Genomic DNA, 16,875 nt, shown 5'->3' with positions numbered 1-16,875 from the left:
CCTCCGGTATAGGCGGGGCCCCCTTTTAACACTCGGGAGAACAGTGGACGGGTTGACCTGGCGGGAGTTGGGCGAGGCGGACCTGCCGGCGCTGGCCGGGCTGGCCGAGGCGGCCCTCGCCGCCGACGGCGGGCTGCCGCTGCTCACCACCACACCGCTGCTGCGGGCGCGACTGCTGCAACCGCGTACCCTCGGCGCCTGGCGCGGCGGCGACCTGGTCGCCGCCGTGAGCGTCGACGCGGACCGCACGCCGGCCACCGCCACCGGGTTGGTGCATCCGGCCTGGCGAGGGCGGGAGTTCGGCGCCCGGCTGCTGGACTGGGCCGAGGAGCAGGCGGCCGACGCGGACCTGCTGCTCACCACCGAGACGTGGACCGCCGGCGCGGAGGCGCTCTTCACCGCGCGCGGCTACTCGCGGACGTTCCTCGAGTGGGTGCTGCGGCACGACCTCCACGCGCCGCCCGACGTGCCCGCGCCGGACGGCGTGACGGTGCGGCCGGCGACGCTCGGGCCGGAGCTGTTCGGCGCCTACCGCGCGTCGTTCGCCGACCGGCCCGGGTTCGCCGAGCCGGCGGTGGACGAGTGGCTGGGTGACCTGCGGGACGACGACGACTTCCGGCCGGAGCTGTCGCTGATCGCGCGCGGGCCGGACGGGGACGCGGTCGGTTTCGTCACCGTGCTCGGCGACTGGATCGACCAGGTCGGCGTGGTGCCCGACTGGCGTGGCCGGCGGATCGGCGCGTACCTGGTGGCGCGCGTGCTGGGTGGCCTGGCCGAGGCGGGCGCGGACGGCGCGTGGCTCTGCGTCAACGACGACAATCCGGCGGCCGGGTTGTACCGCCGGCTCGGGTTCCACGACGCCGGCCGTCGGGCCCGCTACCTGCGCCGCTGACCGTGCCCGGGTCGGGTCGTCGGTGCGCGACCACGGGCGCGTGGCCCGCGCGATCGCCGACGGTGGTGACGTCGACGTCGACCGAGCGCTGACGGCCGTCGGCTGGTGCTCTCTCCGGCGCCTACGAACGTGATGGCGCGGATGGGTCATCGTCGCCGAAGCCAGGGCGCGCGGCGGGCGCAGGTAGCCACGTGATCCACCGGCAGCGCACACCGGCCGCCACCGTCCGGCAGCGGTCGATCGCAGAAGACCCAATGGCGTACGCACTGCGCGTCCTCCGCCGACACGGTCACCCCGCCCGGCTCCACCCGCGCGGTGAGCTGGGCCAGCACGCGAGTCGCGGTGCGCGCGAAGATGCGTGCCCGGTGCAGGTCCGGCGCGGTCACCGGCAGGTGGATCACCCAACGCTCGGTCATCGGTGCCGCGTCGACGGTGCGCCGGGCCAGGCGTAGAACGCGAGCGGGAGGAACGGGTTGCGCACGAGGTGACCGCCCTTCGGAAGGTGGTAGCGGTAAGGCGGCTTCCGCTGTTCGGGGGCGGCGGAGCGCGGTGGGTGAGGTCTCGGCGGCGATGCGAGACCGGTACGAGAGGTGCCAACCGACCGCAACAGCACCGCATCACCGAGAGCGACGCTACCGATACCGAGTCACCTATGTCAACGACGTCTTTGAGTCACCTACCCATCTAGGTCACCAGTGCTACATGCGTTGCCTCTGTCGAAGTCGTTGATCGATACTGGGCAGGCCAACCGACTGCAAGGGGCCTGACGTGCCTATCCCGCCCACGATGGACGAACTACTCGCCGACCTCTCGAAGAAGATCAAGGATGGCACCTATCCGCCTGGCTCTCAGCTTCCGTCCGGGCGGAAGTTGGCGGACGACTACGACGTGTCGCAGTCAACGATCAGCCGGGCCGTGGCGAAGCTGCGGGAGCGGGGTGTGCTGGTGGGTCGTCCGGGCCGAGGCGTCTTCGTCGCCGAGTCCGATCGTCGCTGACCATGTGAGATCTTGGTATGGATCGGCCCCGGGAGGGGCCATCTCGTACCAAGATCTCCGCGCCGTTCAAAAGCTGAAACGCGAATCTCCGTGGGTAGGAGGAGCGCACGGTCGGCATCCGGTGAGTCATCCACGCCATCAAGTTTGTAGGGACCAGAGGCAGTGCCGTCGGGCGCGCCCGGGGGTGTTGTGAACGCCGTTGACGTGGTCTTATGTCGGGACGACGACGTCATCGATCCGCAGCTTTGACAACCCCGCGTCGGTGTTCCTTCCTGCCTCTCGAAAGGTGCAGCGATGCACAGGAAACCGACAATCCACCTGGCAGTGCTGGCCGCTGCCGCCGCCACGTTCCTCACCGCCGGCGGCGCGCCCGCCACCGCCTCCGCCGCCCCGACGACGGCGGCGACCTGCGCGCCGGGCGCCGACACGCACAGCGCCGCCCGGATCCGCGAGGGCGCCACCGCCCAGGAGCCGGCGCTCTACTCGACGAACGAGGCCAAGGCGTACGGCGTCATCAAGGACGTGCCGCGGCTGGCCAACGGCAGCGTCACCGTGCCGACGATCTTCCACATGATCTCCGACCACGAGTTGGGCGCGGCCGAGAAGGCCCGCTGGAACACGCTGATCGCGGCGCAGATGACCGTGCTCAACGACTCGTACGCGGGCCGGACCGCGGCCGACGCCTCGGACACGCCGTTCCGGTTCTCGCTGGTCGACACCACGTGGACCGTGAACAGCGCCTGGTACACGGTGGTGCCGGGCAAGAACGAGCGGGACATGAAGAAGGCGCTCTACACCGGCGACTCGCGCACGCTCAACGTCTACGCGGCGAACATCGGCGGCGGGCTGCTCGGCTGGGCATACTTCCCGAAGGGCTACAACAACGGCCGCGACTACATCGACGGCGTGGTGATGCTCGACGAGTCGATGCCCGGCGGCACGGCCGGCAAGTACGCCGAGGGCGACACGCTCACCCACGAGGTGGGGCACTGGCTGATGCTGGAGCACACGTTCGCGCACGGCTGCTCCGCGTCCGGCGACTTCGTCGCCGACACGCCGCGTGAGGCGGCGCCGCAGTTCAACTGCCCGGTCGGGGCGGACACCTGCACCGCGCCGGGGCTGGACCCGATCCACAACTTCATGGACTACACGCAGGACTCCTGCATGAACATGTTCACCCCGGGCCAGGCCGACCGGATGAGCGACGCCTGGGTCGCGTTCCGCGCCGGCGGCCAGGGCTGACCGCGAGGCCGGGCGGGTCGCACGACAGCGGCCCGCCCGGCGTCCGCGCCGGTCAGTCGACGCTCGGCAGCGGAGGGCCGAGCACGTCGTCGGCGTCCACGATGGTGTACGCGTACCCCTGCTCGGCGAGGAAACGCTGCCGGTGCGCCGCGTACTCGGTGTCGATCGTGTCCCGGGACACCACCGTGTAGAAGTGCGCCTGCCGGCCGTCGGCCTTCGGCCGCAGCACCCGGCCCAGCCGCTGGGCCTCCTCCTGCCGCGACCCGAACGTGCCGGACACCTGGATCGCCACCGCCGCCTCCGGCAGGTCGATGGAGAAGTTCCCCACCTTCGAGATCACCAACGTGCGGATCTCACCGGACCGGAACGCGTCGAACAACCGCTCCCGTTCCTTGTTCGTGGTCGAGCCCTGCACGATCGGCGCGTCCAGGTATTCGCCGAGCTGGTGCAACTGGTCGAGGAAGCCGCCGATCACCAGCACCTGCTCCTGCGGGTGCCGCTCCACCAGGGCACGGACCACCGGCAGCTTGGTGCGGGCGGTCGCCGCCATCCGGTAGCGCTCCTCCGCCTCCGCCGTCGCGTACGCCATCCGCTCCGCGTCGGTGAGCGTCACCCGTACCTCGGTGCACTCCGCCGGGGCGATCCAGCCCTGCTGCTCGATGTCCTTCCACGGCGCGTCGTACCGCTTCGGGCCGATCAGGCTGAACACGTCGCCCTCCCGGCCGTCCTCGCGTACCAGAGTCGCGGTGAGGCCGAGCCGGCGGCGGGCCTGCAGGTCCGCCGTGAAGCGGAAGATCGGCGCGGGCAGCAGGTGCACCTCGTCGTAGACGACCAGGCCCCAGTCGCGGGCGCCGAACAGGTCCAGGTGGGTGAACGCGCCGCCGCGCCGCGAGGTGAGCACCTGGTACGTGGCGATGGTGACCGGGCGGATCTCCTTGCGCTCGCCCGAGTACTCGCCGATCTCCTCCTCGGTCAGCGACGTGCGGGCGATCAGCTCCCGCTTCCACTGCCGGCCGGCCACCGTGTTGGTGACCAGGATCAGCGTGGTCGCCTTCGCCTCCGCCATCGCCGCGGCGCCGACGAGCGTCTTGCCGGCGCCGCACGGCAGCACCACCACGCCGGAGCCGCCGGCCCAGAACGCCTCGACCGCCTCCCGCTGGTAGGAGCGCAGGGTCCACGGCCTGCCACCGTCCTTGCCGGACTCGGCCAGCTCGATCTGGTGCGCCTCGCCGTCGACGTAACCGGCCAGGTCCTCGGCCGGCCAGCCGAGCTTGAGCAGCGCCTGCTTGAGCCGGCCCCGCTCGGACGGGTGCACCGCGATGGTGTCGTCGTCGAGCTTCGCGCCGAGCATGCCGGCGAGCTTCTTGCTCTTCGCCACCTCGATCAGCACCACCCGGTCCAGGGCGCGCAGCACCAGCCCGTGCGCCGGGTCGTTGGCGAGTTGGAGGCGGCCGTACCGGTCCATGGTCTCGGCCACGTCCACCAGCAGGCCGTGCGGCACCGGATAGCGCGAGTACTTGATCAACGTGTCGACCACGCCCTCCGCGTCGTGGCCGGCGGCCCGCGCGTTCCACAGGCCCAACGGGGTGAGCCGGTAGGTGTGCACGTGCTCGGGCGAGCGCTCCAACTCGGCGAAGGGCGCGATGGCCATCCGGCAGGCCTGCGCGTCCGGGTGGTCGATCTCCAGCAGCAGCGTCTTGTCCGACTGCACGATCAGTGGTCCACCGCTCACGCCGCGTCCTCCTCGCATGGTCCGGGATCCGTGCCCGCACGGCGGCTGACCTGCCGAAGGCGGACCATCCAGTGTTGCACGCCGGAGAACGCCGGAAAAAAGTCTCGCTGGACAGGCAACGTCATACTTCTGCCACACGTCTAGCAAGCGGGACAACTGTCCAGGGAGGGCCCATGCAGCGTGTCCGGTTCTTCGCCCGGGTCGCCGGCCTGGCGGTGGTCGTGCTGGTCGGCGTCGGCGCGTGCGCGCTCGATCCGCAGACGGAGGGCGCCGGGGGCACTACCCCCGCGCCGGTCGGGCTGACGGAGGGAGCATCGGGGGCGAGCGCGCCGCCCACGCCCGAACGGTCGGCGACGTCCCCGTCGGCGCAGCCGAGCCGGACGGCCACGCCGAAACCCTCCCGGTCGCCGTCGGCGACGGACAAGCCCAAGCCCAGGCCGTCCCGGTCCGCCGGATGCCCGCAGGGGGAGCACCAGCGGGCCGTGGAGAGCTACCTGAGCCGGCTGGGCGGTTTCGGGACGCTGACCGTGGACGGCACGCAGTCGGCCGCCGACTGCACCGCGATCAAGAAGTTCCAGATCCGGTACGGCATCAGCCCGGCCTCCGGGCGCGCCGGCCCCACCACGTACGACGTGGCGAAGCGGCTGGCCGGCACGGACGTGTCGCGCTGCCGGGCGGGTTCCCGGCTCACGTTCTGCGTCGACCTGACCCGGCAGACCGTGTGGGCGATGCGCGGCGGGCGGGTGGTGCTCGGCCCGACGGTCACCCGCACCGGCATGTCCGGCTACGCCACGCCGGCCGGCACCTACTCCGTCGGCGGCCGGAACCCGCGCGAGTGGTCCAACCCGTACGAGGTGTGGCTGCCCTACTGGCAACAGTTCAACGGCGGGATCGGCTTCCACGAGACCACCACCTACCTGCACAACGGCGCGATCGGCTCGCACGGCTGCGTGAACCTGCTGCACCGCGACGCGGTCCGCCTCTGGGAGCTGGGCTCGATCGGCACCCGCGTCGTGGTGATCGGCCGCCGCCCCGGCACCTGAGCCCGCCCGCCCCGTGACCGGAGCGCCCGGATCAGGGTTTTAACCCCTGTCCGCGCGGTTCGGTCGGTGCCACTCTGGAAGCCGGGTCCACCACGGGGCGGGGAGGGGCTGGCATGACCGTCGATCAGGACGTGCTTCCCGAGGACGAGCGGACGCAGCAGCAGGTCTCCACGGCGGCGATGGTCGGTTACGCGGCCGCCGCCGTGGGCGTGTTCGGTTGGTTCCTGTTCGGGCTGCTGGTGCAGCGGCAGGGCTTCGTCGACTCGGTCGGCGAGTCGGCCGGCGCGGCGTTCGCGCTGCTGCTGGCCGTCTCGGTGATCGGCACGCTGCGACGCAACGGGGAATAGCCGTTCACTCCTCCAACACGGCGGCCGTGATCCGGTGCAACGCGAACGTGTGCAGCATCTCGGTGCGGTCGTCCTCGGCGCGCAGGTAGCCGGCGCCGATCGACACCGGCCGGACCAGCCGCGACGCGGTCGCCCCGTGCGCGTCGACGTAACCGACCCAGACCAGCGCCTTGTCGCGTACCGCCTGCTGGAGCACGGCCAGCGCGTCGCTGTGCCCGGTCACCGGCGTCGGGCCGGTGGTCGCCGTCGCGCCGCGGACCACCGCCGGGGCCCGCCGCGCCACCCGGGCCGCCGTGTCGCCCCGGCGCATGTGCTCCACCACGCCGAGCAGGCGGGGCATCGGCAGCTTCGGCGTGGCCAGCGGGTCCACCGCGCGACCGGCGAGCGGTGTCCGGGCCGGTGCCCGCCGGGTCTTCGGCCGGGCCAGCACCGTCGCGCCGCTGGCGTCCTCGGGCACCGGGGCGTACCCGGCGTCGCGCAACGCGAGCAGCATCCGGTTCACCTGGTAGGGCGTGACCAGCACCGTCGGGGCGAGCCGGCGGAACGCCAGCGACTCCAGCCGCCGGTCCGCCTGCACCTCGGTGAGCAGCGCCTCGTCGTCGCTGCGCACGTACCCGCCGGCCGAGCCGACCCGCAGCCCGCCGTGCTTGCGGGCCACGTCGTCGACCAGGTAGGTCAGCCCCTGGGGCACCGGGGTGCGGGACCGGCGGCGGAACAGCGCGTGCAGGTCGTCGGCGGTGTAGCCGGCGTCGAGCGCCCGCCGGATGCTCGCCGTGGTGACCCGGTGCACGCTCGCCCCGCCCGCCGACTCGTGCTCGGCCACCACATCCAGCTCGGCGGCGAGCGCCGGGTCGGGCGGGCCGGGCACCACCACACTCAGGTCGGCCTGTACGAGCACGTGGTCGACCGGGGCGGGGAGCAGCCCGTCCAGTGCGCGTACCGCAGTGGACGGGTCGCCCGACTCGGCGTCGGAGCGCAGCCCCAGCGGGTCGTCGCCGCGCTCGTCGGCGTCGGCCAACTCGGCCAGCAGCAGCCGCCCGTAGGAGGTGAGCGCGCCCAGCCCGGTCACCCCGAGTCGGGCCGCCTCGGTGAGCACCTCGCGGTGCGCCGTCTCCCGCCCCCGGGCCCGGCGGGGGGCCCGCCAGTCCAGCAGTTCCAGCACCTCGTCCGGGGTCGGCGCGGTGGCCTGCGGCAGGTCGGACAGCACGGCGAGGACCGCTCGGCGGGCGGCCGGCGCGCCGGCGCGTTCCGCCTCGGGCGAGAGCACCGAGATCGGCCGGTCCCGGTCGTCCCGCTGGCCGACCAGGCCCACCTGGCGGGGCATCGCCAGCCACGCCCGGGCGAGCTGCTCCCAGCGCTGTGCCAGCGACGCCGCGCGCCACACCTCGTAACCGCCGGTGGGCAGGATCTGCTGGTCGCCGCCGTAGCGGGTGGTGGCCGCGCCGGTCAGCTCCAGCTCACCGGTCAGCCCCGCCGCGTACGCCACCTCGAAGATCAGCGCGGTGGTCGGCTCGTCCAGCCCGAGACCGCGGGCGAGCCGGCGCAGGTCGCGTACGCCGACGCCGCCGGAGCGCAGCACCGGGGCCGGCTCGACGACCAGCGCCTCCAGCAGCGCCTCGGTGTACCGGACCACCTCCATGGTCTGCCCGGCGCCGGCCGAGTCGACGGCCTTGATCTCGCGGGGCGGGCCGGAGACCGCCGGCGGGCCGGTGCGCAGCGGGCCGAGCGGTCCGGCGTCGCGGCGCAGCACCAGCCCCACCTCACGGGGCAGTTCGACAGTGCCGTGCGGGCCGCCGGACATCCGCACCAGCAGCCGGTGCTCGACCAGCCAGCGGATCGGGGAGCCGGTGGGCGCGCCGCCGTTGACCAGGTCGGGCGGGAGCACGTCCTCGACGCCGGTGGCGGGCGCCTCCAGCGCGCCCGGGGCCACGGTGCCGACCGGCGGCCCGGCGGCGAGCCGGTCCAGGACCGCCCGGGCCGAGGGCGGCGCGGCGAGCAGCGTCCGCCGCAGCTTCGCCGGGTCCGCGCAGAGGGCCGCCGCGCGGGGGTCCAGCTCCGCCGCCGGCCGGCCCAGCCCGGCGGGGTACGGGGAGACCTCGTCGACGCCGCCGACCACGTACAGGTCGTGCTCGGGGCCGTACAGCAGGAACCGGGCCCGGAGCCGGTCGATCGCGGCGCGGACCGCGGTCGGGGCGGGCGGGTGCGGCCCGGCGGTGGCCATGGCGAGGATCTGGTCGGTGGAGGTGGCACCCTCGGGGCCGCGGGTGAGCCGGGCGGCGTCGAGGATCTGCAGGGTGAACTGGTCCAGTCCGTCGAGGGCACGGGCCACCGAGACCCGGGACTGGGCGCGCAGGGCGAGGGCGGACACATCGGCCGGCACCGGCACGACGAGGTCCGGCCGCAGCTGGAGCAGGGCGGCCAGGGACTCGTCGGGGAGGGCCCGCAGGTGGTCGGCGAGTGAGGTGGTCATCGTCGTACCACGCTAGCCCGCTGGGTAGGTTCTCGGCATGTCTCCGCTGATGGTCGGCTTCGACCTCGACATGACCCTGGTCGACTCCCGCCCGGGCATCGCCGCCGCCTATCGGGCGTTGACCGAGCGCACCGGCGTGCCGGTGGACGCGGAACTGGCCGTGTCCCGGCTGGGCCCGCCGCTGCGTACCGAGCTGGCGCACTGGTTCCCGCCGGAGCGGATCGAGGAGGCGGTGACGCTCTACCGCGAGCTGTATCCGGCGTACGCGATCACTCCGACGGTGCCGATGCCGGGTGCGGAGGCCGCGCTGCGCGCGGTACACGAGCGCGGCGGGCGGGTGATGGTGGTGACCTCCAAGATCGGGCGGTTGGCGAAACTGCACCTGGACCACCTGGGGCTGGCCGTCGACGAGTTGGCGGGGGACCTGTTCGCGGAGCAGAAGGCGACCGCGTTGCGGGAGCACGGCGCGACGCTCTACGTGGGCGACCACGTGGCCGACATGGCGGCGGCGCGGGCGGCCGGAATCCCGGGCGTGGGAGTGGCGACCGGCCCCTGCCCGGTGGCGGAGTTGAGCGCGGCGGGCGCCCACCTGGTGCTCAATGATCTTGTCGAATTCCCGAAGGCGGTCGACCGGATCATCGGGCTAGCCTTGGAGGGGTAGACGGTTCGAGTGGAGCGGGGTTCGACAGGTGCCGACGGGTCGAGTGAAGTGGTACGACGCGGCCAAGGGATACGGGTTCGTCACCAGTGACGAGGGTGGCGACGTGTTCCTGCCGAAGGGCGCGCTACCGGCGGGTGTCGCCGACCTCAAGGGTGGCCAGCGGGTCGATTTCAGCGTGGTGGACAGCCGGCGGGGCGCCCAGGCCATGGGCGTCAAGCTGCTGGAGGCGCCGCCGTCCGTTGCGGAGCTGCGTCGCCGGCCGGCCGAGGAACTGCACGGCCTGGTCGAGGACATGATCAAGGTGCTGGAGGCGAAGGTGCAGCCGGACCTGCGCCGGGGTCGTTTCCCGGATCGCAAGGCCGCGCAGAAGATCGCTCAGCTGGTCCACGCGGTGGCGCGCGAGCTGGAGGTCTGAGGGACGAGCCCGGCGTCGGCGGCCCGGCCCAGCAGCGCGTCCACGGCGGCGAAGCCGGCCTCACCCAGGTCGGCGGTGAACTCGTTGACGTAGAGGCCGATGTGCCGGTCCACCACGTCGGGCTCCATCTCCTGCGCGTGCGCGAGCACGTACCCGCGGCTGGCCTCCGGGTCGGCCCAGGCCTGCCGCACCGACTCACGGACCCACGCGGCGGCCTCGACCGGGTCGACCGCGCCGCGGCGGGCCAGGATCGCGCCGAGCGGGATCGGCAGCCCGGTGTCGCCCTCCCACCACTCGCCCAGGTCGACCAGGGCGGTCAGCCCGTGTCGCGGATAGGTGAAGCGGGCCTCGTGGATCACCAGACCGGCGTCGTACCGGCCGGCGGCCACGCCCGGCATGATCTCGTGGAACGGCACCACCTCGATCCGCGCCGGCGCCTGGTCCGCCGCCCAGAGCCGGAACAGCAGGTACGCCGTGGTCCGCTCGCCGGGCACCGCCACAGTCGCGCCGGACAGGTCGGTGCGGTCGCCCCGGGTCAGCACCAACGGGCCGCAGCCCCGGCCCAGGGCGCCCCCGCAGGGCAGCAGGTGGTAGTCGTCGAGCAGCCAGGGCAGCGCCGCGTAGCTGACCTTCACCAGGTCGAACGCGCCCCGCTCGGCGGCCGTGTTGGTGACGTCCACGTCCGCGTAGGTCACCTCGACCGGCGGCGCGCCGGGCACCCGCCCGTGCACCAGGGCGTCGAAGACGAACGTGTCGTTGGGGCAGGGGGAGATCGCCAGGGAGAGCGCCACGCCCCCACCGTAACTCGGCCTGTGGGGGTGGGTGGAGGCACTGCTGGTCGGTCACCACGTGTCTGCTTCTCGTGCGGCCGGGGTACCGCTCCTCGGCTCCTGCAAACTTGATGGCGTGGGTGGGTCAGCTGCCCCCACTCATGCGGCTGGCCCTGCCCGGCTTCGCATCTGGGTATTCGCCCCGTCGTGCCACGTGCGTCGATGACTCACTTTCGCCATCAAGTTAGTCGGGGCCGTGGGGGCTTCCTTGTCCCCAGCGGGTCGACTTTTCCACACGGTTATCCACAGGTCGGTGCGGCGAGGTGGAAGGCCGCCGCGATGACGGCCGAACATGGCGTGGTGACCGACGTCGAGCCGACCACCGAGCCGACCACCGAGCCGGTGGCACCAGATCAGGCTGAGACCGATCCGGAAACGACCGATCTGGGGGCGACGCTGCGGGCGCTGCGCCGAGCGGCCGACCTCAGCCAGCGTGAGCTTGCCGCGAGATCGGGAGTGCCGCAGACGACCCTCGCCCGCATCGAGTGCGGTCGGTCGGTGGGGCCGAGTTTCCGCACTGTCGAGCGGCTGGTCGCCGCAGCGGGCGGACGGGTCACCATCAGGTCGCTGCCGGCCGGGCGGCAGGAGCAGCCGCTGGTCGGGCGCGCTGGGCCGTCAGCGGTGTCGCAGGAGAGGCTGCGGGACGCAGCTGGGCGCCACTGCCCGGCGCACCTGGACGCCCGGGAGGTGCGCGAGCCGAAGGACTGGCCGGGAGCCTGGTGGGCGCAGTGGCCGGGCCTGTCCGCCGGATACTGGTCCGTCCTGCCCGCGGTGACGTACCGGCTCGACCGTGAGCGCCGGGATCGTGATCGGATCCGGGAGCGGGTGCGTCGGGGCTTTCGGGTCCGTCGGGACCTCGACCCCGAGGTCCCGACGACGTCCTGGCGCTTCGTCGCCGAGTTGCCGGACGGCGAGCTGGTGGGCGAGTTGCGCGCCCACGAACGCAGCATCGAGCTTCTCCTGGGATTCCCGTTGCCGGGCTGGGATGAGATCGTGCTGGACGGGGTGCTGTTCACCCCGGCATGCCGAAGGCTCGGCATCGGCCGGCGGTTGGTGGCCGCGCTGGCCGCGGAGATGGCCCGGTGCGGGGTACGGTCCGCGCTCGGTGTCGCCGAGGGCGAGGGCGCGTGTTTCCTGGGATCCTGCGGGTTCGGGGTCGAGCCGATGAAGGCGGCGGTGATGCGGTTCGACCCGCCGGTCAGCGGAGCGCCGCAGCGGCGGTGGTGAGGGCGGCGAAGGCGTCGCGCATGCGCCAGGCGTCGCGGTCGCGGGGGCCGATCGGGTTGGAGATCGTGCGCAGCTCGGCGAAGGGCACGTCGGCCAGGGCGGCGGCGACGGCCACGCCGTACCCCTCCATGGCCTCGGCCACGGCGTCCGGGTGCCGGCCGGCGAGGATCGCCGTGCTCTCGGCGGTGCCGGTAACCGTGCCGACCGTGAGCACCGTGCCGACGGTGGCCGCCGGCAGCGCGGCGCGCAGGGCGACCAGCAGGGTCGGGTCTGCGGCCACCGTCCGGCCGACGCCGAGCAGCTCGGGAGCCATGCCCAGCTCCTCGACCGGGATGAAGCCGGTCGGTGACTCGGCGCCGAGGTCGGCGGCGACGCTGCGGTCGGCCAGCACGGTGCCGCCGACCGCGACCCGGTCGACGAAGCCGCCCGCGATGCCGGCGCTGACCACCGCGCGGTACGGCCGGCCGGCCGCCTCGGCCAACGCCAGCAGCCGGGCCGTGGCAGCGGCGGCGACGGCCGGGCCGACGCCGACCGGTCGCACCGTCACGCTCGGGTCGGTGAGGCCGGCGCGGACCGCCTCGGCCTCGGCGGGCACCGCCGTGACCACCAGCAGACCGCTCACGCCACCGGCCCCCGGGGATCGCGCCGGGTCTCGTCCTCGGCCGCGCCGGGGCCGCCGACCGACGAGGAGGGGCGGTAGATGTGGAAGCCGGGCGGCGCGAGCCCGTCGTCGTCCGCCGGAGCTGCGTCGACGCGTTGCGGTGCCGGCGAGGTGGGCGCCGGGTCGTCGAAGGACGTGACGGGCGGGTCGTCGTTGCCCGACGGGCGGCCGCCGGCCAGATCGTCGTCGCCCGACGGGCGACCGCCGGCCAGTTCGTCGTCGCCCAAGGGGCGACCGACCAGGTGTTCCCCGCGCAGGCGGCTGGCGACCAGGACCCCGCGCAGCGCCACCAGCACGGCCACGCCGGCGGCGACCGCCACCCCGATCAGCCCGGTGAACGGCACCAGCCCGAGCCCGCCGCCGGCCACGAACGCGAGCATCAGGGCGGTCTCCGAGTGCGCGAAGGAGCTGGCCCGCAGCCGCTCCGGGATCCGCTCCTGGATCGAGGCGTCCACCGCCAGCTTGGCGATCCCGCTCATCAGCGCCGCCACCAGGCAGAGCAGCGCCACCATGGGCAGCGAGAACTTGATCGCGGCGAGCAGTGCCACGCCGGCCACGATGATCGTGCCGCTGGACTGGATCGCGGTCGGCCGGTGGATCCGCAGCCGGGTGCCGAGCGCGGTGGCCAGGAACGTGCCCACCGCCAGCGCGCCGCCGACCAGGCCCAGCGCGGCCTGGTCGCTCAGCTCGCGGCCGAAGAAGTCGGTGGTCAGGTCGCCGGCCTTGATGGCGAAGGCGAGGAACAGCAGCAGGAAGCCGTAGAGCCCGCGCAGCGCCGCGGCACCGATCAGGGTGGCGATCACCAGTCGACCGGCGGGGCGGCCCCGCCCCAGCGGGCGCTCGCCGTCGCGCCGGCGCATCGCGCGCAGCGGGTGCGGCATCCGCTCCGGCGGCTCCGAATCGGCCTTCGGCGGCAGCCGGAGCGAGATCACCATGCCGAGCAGGAAGATCACCGAGGCGACCCGGAGCGGCCACTGCGGCCCCAGCCAGAACGCGGCCAGCCCGATCGGGGCGACCAGCGCGCCGGCCACCGTGCCGTAGACGCTGGCCCGGGCGCCGACCTGGGACAGCCCCAGCCCCTCGGGGAGCAGCCGGGGCACCGCCGCCGAGCGGGCCACCCCGTAGGCGCGGGAGAGGGCGAGCACCCCGAACGCCGCCGGATAGAGCCCGAGACCGCCCATGTAGTCGGAGATCAGCCAGGCCAGGAACGCGCGGCCGAGCATGGTGGTGGCCAGCGCGTACCGGCGGCCGTGGCGGAAGTGGTCGAGCAGCGGGCCGACCACCGGGGCGAGCATGGCGAACGGAACCATGGTCACCAGCAGGTAGAGCGCGACCTTGTTGCGGGCCTCGCCCAGCGGCACGTCGAAGAAGATCGTCCCGGCCAGGCCGATGGCGATGAGCGTGTCCCCGGCGCAGGAGAGCGCGTGCAGGTCGAACAGGCGGACCATGCCGACCTCGTTGCCGGCGCTGCGGGCCCGGGCGGTGCCGGCCCGGCGGGTCATCCAGCGCCCGCCGTGCAGCGACCCCCGCAGCAGCAGCCGGGTGGCGCGGATGCCGGTGCCGACGGTCCGCCCGAGAAAGGAGCGGCCGGAGCGGGAGGACAGCGCCATGTGTCCCATCCTCGCCCATCCGCCCCCCGCGCGCCGCATCACCCGGAGACAACCCGCCTACGGGCATGGGGAACAATGGAAGAGTGACCAGGCCCGTATCCGCCCGCGCTCCCCGGCTCGACCAGGTCTGCGCCGCCGCCGTCGAGGTGGCCCGCGACGCCATCACCGAGGTGGAGCCGACCGACATCGGTGACCACCTCCAGGCCGTCGCCGAGGGCGACCGGGTCGTCACCCACTACTTCGAGTGCCGGATGGCCGGCTACCGCGGCTGGCGGTGGGCCGTCACGGTGACCCGGGTGGCGCGCAGCAAGCACGTCACCATCTGCGAGACCGTGCTGCTGCCCGGCCCCGACGCGCTGCTCGCCCCGGGCTGGCTGCCCTGGCAGGAGCGGCTCCAGCCCGGCGACCTGGGCCCCGGCGACCTGCTGACCACCCCGGCCGACGACGAGCGGCTCGCCCCGGGCTACCTGCTCTCCGACGACCCGGCCGTGGAGGAGACCGCCTGGGAACTGGGCCTCGGCCGGGCCCGGGTGCTGTCCCGGGAGGGGCGCGCCGACACCGCCCAGCGCTGGTACGACGGCGACCACGGGCCGGACGCCGCCATCTCGACCGCCGCGCCGGCCGCCGCCCGCTGCGGCACCTGCGGCTTCTATCTGCCGCTGGCCGGCTCGCTGCGGCAGTCCTTCGGGGCGTGCGGCAACTTCTTCGCCCCGGACGACGGCCGGGTGGTGAGCGCCGACCACGGCTGCGGCGCGCACTCGGAGACGCTCGTCGGAGCGGTCGAGACGCCTGTCGACGAACTGCCCACGGTCTACGACGACAGCGCGGTCGAGGCGATGTCGGTCAGCCGCGCGCCCGGCTCGGTGGAGGCGGCCGAGCCGGCGGAGCCGTACGGCCACTCCTGACCGGTCAGCGCTGACGCTCGGCGGCCGCCCGACGGCGACGCCGGTTGGCGTCGTGCCGCATCATCGTGGCCAGGCCGGGAAAGCCCCACAGAAAACCGGCGAGGCAGGTCCAGAGCCAGTTCTGGTGGCCGTGCGCGGTCAGCCAGTCGCGGAAGAAGAGCAGCAGCACCAGGCCGGCCACCGCCCAGGCGATCAGCCCGGCGACGGCGAACGGCACCATCGGCGGGTCGAGCGGCTCGGGCCGCGGCTGCTGCTCCTGGGGCACCGGCCCAGCGTACGTGATCGTCCTTCCCTGTCCGCCGGGTGATCTGGCACGATGCGCGCGACGAAACCGGTCGATCAACCAGATGAGGACCCGATGTCCATTGCCCCGCCGGCGGACCACGGCACACCGCCCGACCCCGCGCACCCGCGTAACGCGTTCGACCGCTTCTTCGAGATCTCCGCCCGCCGGTCGACGACCGGGCGGGAGATCCGCGGCGGCTTCGCCACGTTCTTCACGATGGCGTACATCGTGGTGTTGAACCCGCTGATCCTCGGCGGCGCCGAGGACGCGGACGGTCGTACCCTCGCCATCCCGGCGCTGGCCGCGGCGACCGCCCTGGTCGCGGGCCTGATGACCATCCTGATGGGGGTGGTGGCCCGGTTCCCGATCGCGCTGGCCGCCGGGCTGGGCGTGAACGCGCTCGTCGCGTTCGAGATCGCGCCGCAGATGACCTGGGCGGACGCGATGGGCCTGGTGGTCATCGAGGGTGTGCTGATCGGCATCCTGGTGCTCACCGGCCTGCGGACCGCCGTGTTCCGTTCGGTGCCGACCCAGCTCAAGACCGCGATCGGCGTCGGTATCGGACTGTTCCTGACCATCATCGGCCTGGTCGACGCCGGCTTCGTCCGGCGGGTGCCGGACGCGGCGAACAGCACGGTGCCGGTCGGGCTGGGCATCAACGGCAAGATCGTCAGCTGGCCGATGCTGGTGTTCGTGGTGGGCCTGCTGGTCACCGTGGTGCTGGTGGTCCGCCGGGTCCGGGGCGCGATCCTGATCGGCATCCTGTCCTCCACGGTGCTGGCCATCGTGGTCGAGGCGATCGGCAACATCGGCCCGTCGTTCGTCGACGGCAAGCCGAACCCGAAGGGCTGGGCGCTGAACGTGCCCGAGCTGCCGAAGCAGGTGGTGGACCTGCCGGACCTGTCGCTGCTGGGCAACTTCAACGTGCTCGACTCGTGGACCCGGGTGGGCTGGCTGGTCCCGCTGATGTTCGTCTTCACGCTGCTGATCACGGACTTCTTCGACACCATGGGCACGATGGTCGCGATCGGCCAGGAGGGGGACATGCTCGACGAGCAGGGCACCCCGCCGCGGGCCAAGGAGATCCTGCTGGTCGACTCGATCGCCGCCGCCGCGGGTGGTGCGGCGTCGGTGTCGAGCAACACGTCGTACATCGAAAGTGCCGCCGGTGTCGGCGAGGGTGCCCGGACCGGGGTGGCCAACCTGGTCACCGGCCTGCTGTTCCTGCTGGCCATGTTCCTGGCGCCGCTGTCGGCGATCGTGCCGTTCGAGGCCGCGTCGACGGCGCTGGTGGTGGTCGGTTTCCTGATGATGACGGCGGTCCGGACCATCGACTGGACCGACTACGAGATCGCGATCCCGGCGTTCCTGACGATCGTGCTGATGCCGTTCACCTACTCGATCTCGAACGGCATCGGAGCCGGCGTGATCAGCTATGTGCTGGTGAAGCTGGCGAAGGGCAAGGCCCGGGAGGTCCACCCCCTGCTGTACGGCGTGGCCGCGCTCTTCGTCCTCTACTTCCTGCGCGGGCCGATCGAGTCCGTGCTGCTCTGACGCT

At 73.3% G+C, this 16,875-nt stretch carries 17 protein-coding genes; 10 read left to right on the top strand and 7 right to left on the bottom strand.

Translation table 11 applies throughout. The features are described from left to right. Positions 1-43: 43 nt before the first annotated feature. Positions 44-892 carry a GNAT family N-acetyltransferase gene (locus GA0070213_RS13655; RefSeq protein ID WP_091062679.1) on the top strand — a complete coding sequence of 283 codons (849 nt, stop codon included), beginning with the start codon at positions 44-46 and terminating at the stop codon, positions 890-892. 146 nt (positions 893-1,038) lie between these two features. Here the strand turns inward: GA0070213_RS13655 and GA0070213_RS13650 are convergent, their stop codons facing one another. Beyond that, positions 1,039-1,308, bottom strand: a complete 270-nt coding sequence (locus GA0070213_RS13650) for a hypothetical protein (RefSeq protein ID WP_091062677.1) — start codon at positions 1,306-1,308, stop codon at positions 1,039-1,041. Positions 1,309-1,678: 370 nt separating this feature from the next. Between GA0070213_RS13650 and GA0070213_RS13645 the strand changes: the two genes are divergently transcribed. Both GA0070213_RS13645 and GA0070213_RS13640 read left to right on the top strand, forming a co-directional pair. Continuing rightward, positions 1,679-1,888 (top strand): winged helix-turn-helix domain-containing protein, encoded by a 210-nt coding sequence (locus GA0070213_RS13645; protein ID WP_091062675.1) that lies wholly within the window; start codon positions 1,679-1,681, stop codon positions 1,886-1,888. 294 nt (positions 1,889-2,182) lie between these two features. Next, the gene (locus GA0070213_RS13640) at positions 2,183-3,130 is read left to right on the top strand and encodes a zinc metalloprotease (protein WP_091062674.1); all 948 of its coding nucleotides are present in this window, start codon (positions 2,183-2,185) and stop codon (positions 3,128-3,130) included. 52 nt (positions 3,131-3,182) lie between these two features. On the opposite strand, the gene GA0070213_RS13635 is transcribed toward GA0070213_RS13640, so the two are convergent. Further along, entirely contained in the window at positions 3,183-4,862 is a 1,680-nt protein-coding gene (locus tag GA0070213_RS13635) for a DNA repair helicase XPB (RefSeq protein WP_091062670.1), read from the bottom strand. Positions 4,863-5,035: 173 nt separating this feature from the next. Between GA0070213_RS13635 and GA0070213_RS13630 the strand changes: the two genes are divergently transcribed. Next, complete coding sequence (locus tag GA0070213_RS13630) at positions 5,036-5,905, top strand: L,D-transpeptidase family protein (protein ID WP_091062668.1); 870 nt, start codon at positions 5,036-5,038, stop codon at positions 5,903-5,905. A 113-nt stretch (positions 5,906-6,018) separates the two neighbouring features. Continuing rightward, the gene (locus GA0070213_RS13625; protein ID WP_091062666.1) at positions 6,019-6,252 is read left to right on the top strand and encodes a hypothetical protein; all 234 of its coding nucleotides are present in this window, start codon (positions 6,019-6,021) and stop codon (positions 6,250-6,252) included. 4 nt (positions 6,253-6,256) lie between these two features. Here the strand turns inward: GA0070213_RS13625 and GA0070213_RS13620 are convergent, their stop codons facing one another. Next, entirely contained in the window at positions 6,257-8,722 is a 2,466-nt protein-coding gene (locus GA0070213_RS13620) for a helicase-associated domain-containing protein (RefSeq protein ID WP_091062664.1), read from the bottom strand. Positions 8,723-8,759: 37 nt separating this feature from the next. Between GA0070213_RS13620 and GA0070213_RS13615 the strand changes: the two genes are divergently transcribed. Together GA0070213_RS13615 and GA0070213_RS13610 are read left to right on the top strand one after the other, a co-directional pair. After that, positions 8,760-9,383 (top strand): HAD family hydrolase, encoded by a 624-nt coding sequence (locus tag GA0070213_RS13615; protein WP_091062662.1) that lies wholly within the window; start codon positions 8,760-8,762, stop codon positions 9,381-9,383. 28 nt (positions 9,384-9,411) lie between these two features. Then, positions 9,412-9,798, top strand: coding sequence for a cold-shock protein (locus GA0070213_RS13610; RefSeq protein ID WP_073826071.1), 387 nt, complete (start codon positions 9,412-9,414; stop codon positions 9,796-9,798). On the opposite strand, the gene GA0070213_RS13605 is transcribed toward GA0070213_RS13610, so the two are convergent. Continuing rightward, complete coding sequence (locus GA0070213_RS13605; protein ID WP_091062660.1) at positions 9,759-10,589, bottom strand: 1,4-dihydroxy-6-naphtoate synthase; 831 nt, start codon at positions 10,587-10,589, stop codon at positions 9,759-9,761. The two genes, GA0070213_RS13610 and GA0070213_RS13605, sit on opposite strands and share 40 nt — an antisense overlap. A gap of 318 nt (positions 10,590-10,907) precedes the next feature. Between GA0070213_RS13605 and GA0070213_RS13600 the strand changes: the two genes are divergently transcribed. Then, positions 10,908-11,855: a GNAT family N-acetyltransferase gene (locus GA0070213_RS13600; protein ID WP_091062658.1), complete on the top strand. Its 948-nt coding sequence runs from the start codon at positions 10,908-10,910 to the stop codon at positions 11,853-11,855. Here GA0070213_RS13600 and GA0070213_RS13595 read toward each other — a convergent pair. Then, the gene (locus tag GA0070213_RS13595) at positions 11,827-12,477 is read right to left on the bottom strand and encodes a futalosine hydrolase (RefSeq protein ID WP_091062656.1); all 651 of its coding nucleotides are present in this window, start codon (positions 12,475-12,477) and stop codon (positions 11,827-11,829) included. The genes GA0070213_RS13600 and GA0070213_RS13595 overlap by 29 nt on opposite strands. Continuing rightward, positions 12,474-14,126: an MFS transporter gene (locus GA0070213_RS13590; RefSeq protein ID WP_091062655.1), complete on the bottom strand. Its 1,653-nt coding sequence runs from the start codon at positions 14,124-14,126 to the stop codon at positions 12,474-12,476. The genes GA0070213_RS13595 and GA0070213_RS13590 overlap by 4 nt, the downstream gene beginning before the upstream one ends. A 65-nt stretch (positions 14,127-14,191) precedes the next feature. Between GA0070213_RS13590 and GA0070213_RS13585 the strand changes: the two genes are divergently transcribed. Then, complete coding sequence (locus GA0070213_RS13585) at positions 14,192-15,031, top strand: DUF3027 domain-containing protein (RefSeq protein WP_091062653.1); 840 nt, start codon at positions 14,192-14,194, stop codon at positions 15,029-15,031. 4 nt (positions 15,032-15,035) lie between these two features. Here the strand turns inward: GA0070213_RS13585 and GA0070213_RS13580 are convergent, their stop codons facing one another. Next, entirely contained in the window at positions 15,036-15,251 is a 216-nt protein-coding gene (locus GA0070213_RS13580) for a DUF2530 domain-containing protein (RefSeq protein ID WP_425412829.1), read from the bottom strand. Positions 15,252-15,389: 138 nt separating this feature from the next. On the opposite strand from GA0070213_RS13580, the gene GA0070213_RS13575 reads away from it, so the two are divergent. Further along, positions 15,390-16,871: an NCS2 family permease gene (locus tag GA0070213_RS13575; RefSeq protein ID WP_091062649.1), complete on the top strand. Its 1,482-nt coding sequence runs from the start codon at positions 15,390-15,392 to the stop codon at positions 16,869-16,871. Positions 16,872-16,875 lie beyond the last annotated feature (4 nt).

Source organism: Micromonospora humi, assembly GCF_900090105.1.
Classification (GTDB): domain Bacteria; phylum Actinomycetota; class Actinomycetes; order Mycobacteriales; family Micromonosporaceae; genus Micromonospora; species Micromonospora humi.
Note: the sequence above shows the minus strand (reverse complement) of the source record. Positions and strands in the feature narration are given on the sequence as shown.

Bases quoted from the DNA above. Each gene is read 5' to 3' on its own strand.
- GA0070213_RS13650 (WP_091062677.1), bottom strand. From the start codon at position 1,308: ATGACCGAGCGTTGGGTGATCCACCTGCCGGTGACCGCGCCGGACCTG.
- GA0070213_RS13645 (WP_091062675.1), top strand. From the start codon at position 1,679: ATGGACGAACTACTCGCCGACCTCTCGAAGAAGATCAAGGATGGCACC.
- GA0070213_RS13640 (WP_091062674.1), top strand. From the start codon at position 2,183: ATGCACAGGAAACCGACAATCCACCTGGCAGTGCTGGCCGCTGCCGCC.
- GA0070213_RS13630 (WP_091062668.1), top strand. From the start codon at position 5,036: ATGCAGCGTGTCCGGTTCTTCGCCCGGGTCGCCGGCCTGGCGGTGGTC.
- GA0070213_RS13625 (WP_091062666.1), top strand. From the start codon at position 6,019: ATGACCGTCGATCAGGACGTGCTTCCCGAGGACGAGCGGACGCAGCAG.
- GA0070213_RS13620 (WP_091062664.1), bottom strand. From the start codon at position 8,722: ATGACCACCTCACTCGCCGACCACCTGCGGGCCCTCCCCGACGAGTCC.
- GA0070213_RS13615 (WP_091062662.1), top strand. From the start codon at position 8,760: ATGTCTCCGCTGATGGTCGGCTTCGACCTCGACATGACCCTGGTCGAC.
- GA0070213_RS13600 (WP_091062658.1), top strand. From the start codon at position 10,908: ATGACGGCCGAACATGGCGTGGTGACCGACGTCGAGCCGACCACCGAG.
- GA0070213_RS13590 (WP_091062655.1), bottom strand. From the start codon at position 14,126: ATGGCGCTGTCCTCCCGCTCCGGCCGCTCCTTTCTCGGGCGGACCGTC.
- GA0070213_RS13585 (WP_091062653.1), top strand. From the start codon at position 14,192: ATGGGGAACAATGGAAGAGTGACCAGGCCCGTATCCGCCCGCGCTCCC.
- GA0070213_RS13580 (WP_425412829.1), bottom strand. From the start codon at position 15,251: ATGGTGCCGTTCGCCGTCGCCGGGCTGATCGCCTGGGCGGTGGCCGGC.
- GA0070213_RS13575 (WP_091062649.1), top strand. From the start codon at position 15,390: ATGTCCATTGCCCCGCCGGCGGACCACGGCACACCGCCCGACCCCGCG.